The organism is Mesorhizobium sp. M7A.F.Ca.CA.002.05.1.1, from assembly GCF_003998335.1.
In the GTDB taxonomy this organism is placed as follows: Bacteria; Pseudomonadota; Alphaproteobacteria; order Rhizobiales; family Rhizobiaceae; genus Mesorhizobium.
This window is the reverse complement of record NZ_RZQI01000362.1, coordinates 1-5665: the sequence shown is the minus strand read 5'-3', so window position 1 is coordinate 5665 and position 5665 is coordinate 1. Positions and strand designations below refer to the sequence as shown.

Sequence of the window (5665 nt, the reverse complement as noted above, 5' to 3'; positions counted from 1 at the left end):
GTTCGCCGAGGAGACCGGCGCCTTGCAGATCCATGCCTTCAACCAGGAGGAAACGCTCGTCGGCCAGGGCACGCTCGGGCTCGAAATCGAGAGCGATTTGCCTAAGATCGACACGCTGCTGGTCGCTGTCGGCGGCGGCGGCCTGATCGGCGGCATCGCTGCCTGGTTTACCGGCCGCATCCGTATCATCGCCGTCGAGCCGGAAGGAGCGCCGACGCTTCATCGCGCCTTCGAGGCCGGACACCCCGTCGACGCGCCGGCCGAGGGTATCGCCGCCGATTCGCTGGCGCCAAAGCGCGTCGGCGAAATGATGTTCCCGATTGCCGAAGCCTTTGTCGAACGCTCGATCCTGGTCAGTGACGACGACATCATCGCCGCGCAGAAGGCGCTGTGGAACCGGGCCCGCATCATCTCCGAGCCGGGTGGCGCCGCCGCCTTTGCCGCGGTCCTGTCGGGCCGCTATGCGCCGGCGGCGGGCGAACGGGTCGCCGTGCTGGTCTGCGGAGCGAATGCGGACCCCGCTACCTTCTAAAGGGCCTGCTGCCTTCTAAAGGGTATGCAGGATGGAACTATAACGGTCCACTTCACGTTTTTCCGAACTGCCTCGCCTTTGCCGTGTTTGCTGGTATTCTTTGAGTCGTGAGGCGTCGGGCTATCCTGCCCGCTCCACAGCATGATCCCGAAAAGTGAAATCCCTTTCGGAACAGATCATGCTCAAAGGGATAAGGCCGCATCCCGGTTTTCGGGATAGGCTCAAGGAAGGGCCGATGACGCAACGACCCACCTTCAGCAGTGATCGCGGCCTGGCCGGACGCCTGGCCTTGAGCCGGTTGGCGACGCGGGTCTCGATGATGGTCGAGCGCGGCTGGCCGTTGCTGCTCCCGCTCGTCATCGTCGCCAGCCTGTTCCTCAGCATCTCCTGGCTGGGGCTGTTCTCCCGGCTGCCGGATATGGCGCGCATCGGCCTGGTCGCTGCTTTTGCCATAGCGGCACTGGCCGCGCTCTATCCGCTGCGCTTCTTCCGCCTGCCGGGCGCCGGCGAAATCGACCGCCGCATAGAGGCCGCCAATCAACTGTTGCACAGCCCGGTGCTGGTGCAGACCGACCGGCCCAGCGGCAGGGAAAGCAGCTTCTCGCAGGCGCTGTGGCGCGAACACCAGAAGCGTATGGCTGGAAAGCTCGACAACCTTGGCGCCGACCTGCCGCGCACGCGCGTGCCGGAGCGCGACCCCTGGGGGCTGCGCGCGGTGGCGGCCCTTTTGCTCGTTACCGCCTTCGCCTTCTCCTTCGGACCGACGGGCGGCAGGATCAGCGACGGCTTCAATGCCCATGGCGCGCGCGATATCGTGCCGCCGCGCATCGACGCATGGGTGACGCCACCGGCCTATACCGGCAAGCCGCCGATCTTCCTGACCGCCGACGCCAACCAGGCGATCCCGACCTTTACGGTTCCCGAAGGCAGTGACGTTTCGCTGCGCGTGACGGGTGGCTCAGGCGAGGAGACGCTCGGCTATGCCGACAAGAATGGCAACGCCCGCGCCATCGATCCCGCTGCGCCGCAGGCCGCCGCCAAGCCGGCTGCAAGCCCGGCGCCGCCGTCCAAGGTGCTCCAGTTCACCAGCAAGCTGACCGGCGACGGCACGCTGACGCTGACGTCGGGCGAGGACCAGCTCGGCCGCTGGGCCTTCGCGGTCATATCGGACAAGCCGCCGCAGATCCGCTTCGTCGGCGAGCCCAAGCGCGCCGCAAACGGCGCCTTCGAGCTAAACTACCAGATCGACGACGACTATGGCGCCGCCACCGCCAAAGCGGTGTTCGCGCTCGCCGATCCGCAGGCGCCCAATGCGCGCCCGCTGTACGGTGCACCTGAAATGCCGCTGACGCTGCCGCGCCGCGGCGGCAAGTCGAACGCCGCCAAGACCTCCAAGGACCTGACCGAGCATGTCTGGGCCGGCAGCATCATCAAGCTGACGCTGGTCGCCACCGATGATGCCGGGCACACTGCATCGAGCGAAACCAAGACGCTGCTGATGCCGGAGCGGCCTTTCGCCAATCCGCTGGCACGCGCCGTGATCGAACAGCGCCGCCTGCTGGCGCTCGACGCCAACGCCAAGCCGCGCGTGCTCGACCTGATGGACGCCATCACGCTGCGGCCGGAAGACACGTTCGACAACATGTCTCACTATCTCGCCATCATGAGCGCCCGCACCCGGCTGAAGATGGCCGAGAGCGACGATCAATTGCGCAGCGAGGTCTCCTATCTCTGGGAAATCGCGCTCGGCATCGAGGAAGGCAATCTTTCGGCCGCCGAAAAGCGGCTGCGCCAGGCGCAACAGGCGCTGCAGGACGCCATCAAGAATGGCGCCAGCGACGCTGAAATCGAAAAGGCGATGAAGGAACTGCGCGAGGCGATGAACCAGTTCCTGCAGGAATTCGCGGAGCGCGCCAAGCAGAATCCCAACGCCCCGCAGATGCAGCAGAATGGCCAGGAACTGCGCCAGAGCGACATCGATCGCATGATGGACCAGATCGAAAACCTGGCGAAGTCCGGAGATCGCGACAAGGCCCAGCAACTGCTGTCGCAACTGCAGGACATGATGAACAATCTGCAAGCCGGCCGTCAGCAGCAAGGCGGCCAGCAGGACAGCGAGATGCGCCAGCAGATGGACAAGCTGGGTGAGATCCTGCGGCGTCAGCAGGAGATGATGAACGACACCTTCCGCATGGATCAGATGCAGCGCGGCGAGCGCCAGCGCGGGCAGAACCGTGACGAGCAGCTCGGCGAAGGCGGCCAGGATGAGGACAGACCCGGCGTCGGCGAAGACCGCGATCCGCTCGCCCGGCAAAAGCCGATGACACCCCAGGAATTCGCCGATGCGCTGAAACAGCTGCAGCAGGGCCAGGGCCAGCTGCAAAGCGACCTGGATCAGCTGAAGAAGGGCCTCGAAGGCATGGGTATGGAGCCCAATGAAGGATTTGGCGAGGCCGGCAAGTCCATGGGCAATGCCGAACAGGCACTCGGCGAGGGCGAAGGCGATGCGGCCGTCGGTCATCAGGGCCGGGCGCTGGAAGCGCTGCGCAAGGGCGCCAAGGACATGATGAAGCAGATGCAAGCCATGCAGGGCGACCAGGGCGGCGGCGAGGAAGGCGGCCGGCAGCAGAACGCCGATCGTGATCCGCTCGGCCGGCCACGCGCCAGCCAGGGTCCCGATTTCGGCGATTCGGTGAAGGTGCCCGACGAGATCGACGTGCAGCGCGCCCGCCAGATACTGGAAGCGATCCGCAAACGGCTCGGCAATGCGCTCAGCCCCGACATCGAACGCAGCTATCTGGAACGGCTGCTCGAGCTGAAATAGAGCAATTCCAGGAAAAGTGTGAAGCGGTTTTCCGTCCGGAATTGCGAAAAAACATAGGGATTGCCGCCCGCGTCCATCCCACCTAAAGACCCTCTCGCGCGGTTGCACCACCATGCCCAGACTTGGCGCCGTTACACCCATCCTGCGCATCTTCGACATTGCCAAGGCGCGTGAATTCTATGTCGGCTTCCTCGGCTTCGAGGTGCAGTGGGAACATCGCTTCGCCGACGACGCGCCGCTTTACATGGCGGTCGGCCGCGACGGCTGCGTTCTGCATCTCAGCGAACATCATGGCGACGGTGCACCCGGCATCGCCCTGCGCATCGAGGTCGAGGACATCACCGCTCTTCATGGCGAACTGATCGGCAAAAACTACCGCTTCGCCAGGCCGGGCGTGGAAGATACGCCTTGGAAGACCCGCGAGGTATCGGTCGCCGATCCGTTCGGCAACAGGCTGCATTTCTACGAGGATGCCGCCGGCTGACTGAGCCTGTTGACGAAGGCTTCGCGGATCGCATCCTGCATGCCGTCGATCGCCTCACCTGACGCATTGGGGTTGCGGTGCATCACCACGTTGGAGGAATCGATGGCGCCGAATCCGTCCGCGGTGGTCAGTTCACGACAGCCGTCCGGAATGTTGCTGCGCGAAATCGGCGCGATCGCCAGTCCGGAGGTGACGGCGAGCTTGAGGCCGCCGGTGGTGTCGCTGGTATAGGCGACACGATAGGCAAGATCGCGCTGCTCCAGTGATTTGATGGCGAAGTCCTTGCACCAGCCGGCCCGGTTGTAGAGCGCGATCGGCACCGGCTGTTCCTCATGCATGTGATGCAGGGTCGACGTCACCCACACGGTCGGGTCGTGCATCAGCACTTCGCCGCCGGCGGGATCCTGCCATTCGAACACCACGCACAGATCGAGTTCGCCGGCAGCGAGCGCCGCCATCTGTGCCCCGGAATGGGCATAGCGCACGGTGACCTCGACCTGTGTATGACGCTTCGAGAAGGCGCCGAGCGCGCGCGACAGGATGGCGTGGCCATATTCCTCCGGAATGCCGATGCGCACCGGCCCGCCAAGCGGCGCTGCCGCCATCGATGCCGACGTCTCGTCGAGCAGCGAGACAATGCGGCGGGCGTTGACGATGAGTTCGCCGCCGCGCCGCGTCAACGCGACGCCGCGCGAACCGCGCTCGAACAGGCTGGCGCCGATCAGCTCTTCGAGCTTCTTCATCTGCATCGACACCGCGGATTGGGTGCGGCCGGCCTGCTCCGCCGCCTTGGTGAAATTGCCGGTCTCGGCAATCGCCACGAAGGTTCGCAGGAGGTCGCTGTCGAGGGTCGGCCGCATGGAATCCGCCATAAGAGAATTTGATTGCTGGCATCATTCCAATTCGTTTGCAACATGTCAAACGGCGGACGATAGTCGCCATACCCATTGGATATGCGGCTGCGAAATCAGCCGCGGACCAATCAAGAGTCCTCACTCGTGCCCGCTGCCCGAAACGGTGGCGGGTTCTTTTTACCCCGCAGGCGGCAGCTTCGGGTCGTACGCGCAGGAGCCTGGATGCAGATGCAGAATCGGATGGTGGGCGGCATCCTGAGCCTGTGCCTCGGCGTGCTGGTCTTTTCGCTGCAGGATCCGCTCGTCAAAGCCGTGTCGAGCGGCTATCCGGTGACCGAGGTGATGGCGATCCGCTCGATCGTCGCCCTGCCGATCCTGATCGTTCTGGTCCATGCCGATGTCGGCTTGCGGGCGATCCTGTCGAAGCGATTCCGCATGCTGACGGTGCGCGCCTTCATCCAGTTCACCTCCTATACGATGTACTACCTGGCCATCGCTGCTTTGCCGCTCGCCGATGCGGTGGCGCTTTATTTCATGGCGCCGCTGTTCATCATGGTCCTGGCCGGACCTTACCTTGGCGAGCGCGTCTCCTGGCAGACACTGGCAACCGTGCTGATCGGCTTGTTCGGCGTCCTCGTGATGCTGCGCCCCGGCGCAGGGCTGTTCGACTGGGCAGCGCTGCTGTCGCTGGGATCGGCGGCGCTCTATGGTTTTTCGCAGCTGATGGCCCGCAAGATCGGCGATACTGAATCGTCCACCGTCATGGCCTTCTATCAGAACGGCGCCTATCTGGTCGGCGCCGCCGTGGTTGCCGGGGCGTTTCACCTGGCCGGCATTACACACGCCGTTCACCCAAGCCTGGAATTCCTGGTACGGCCATGGCTTTGGCCGACGCTGCCGGATTTTCTCAAGATGGCGGCCTGCGGTTTCGTCGCCTCCGCCGGCATGATCCTGCTGTCGCAGGCCTACCG

5 protein-coding genes are annotated in these 5665 nt (G+C 64.5%); 4 read left to right on the top strand and 1 reads right to left on the bottom strand.

The features are described 5' to 3' along the window. The 3 genes from EN939_RS18665 to EN939_RS18655 form a co-directional block, all read left to right on the top strand. The coding region (locus EN939_RS18665; RefSeq protein WP_127269185.1) for a pyridoxal-phosphate dependent enzyme at positions 1-532 on the top strand (532 nt) is incomplete at its 5' end. 235 nt (positions 533-767) lie between these two features. Next, positions 768-3356, top strand: coding sequence for a TIGR02302 family protein (locus tag EN939_RS18660; protein ID WP_127269184.1), 2589 nt, complete (start codon positions 768-770; stop codon positions 3354-3356). 112 nt (positions 3357-3468) lie between these two features. Further along, entirely contained in the window at positions 3469-3840 is a 372-nt protein-coding gene (locus EN939_RS18655; RefSeq protein WP_127269183.1) for a glyoxalase superfamily protein, read from the top strand. Here EN939_RS18655 and EN939_RS18650 read toward each other — a convergent pair. After that, positions 3819-4700, bottom strand: a complete 882-nt coding sequence (locus tag EN939_RS18650; protein ID WP_127269182.1) for a LysR family transcriptional regulator — start codon at positions 4698-4700, stop codon at positions 3819-3821. The genes EN939_RS18655 and EN939_RS18650 overlap by 22 nt on opposite strands. A 222-nt stretch (positions 4701-4922) precedes the next feature. Here EN939_RS18650 and EN939_RS18645 point away from each other — a divergent pair. After that, the coding region (locus tag EN939_RS18645) for a DMT family transporter (protein WP_164751068.1) at positions 4923-5665 on the top strand (743 nt) is incomplete at its 3' end.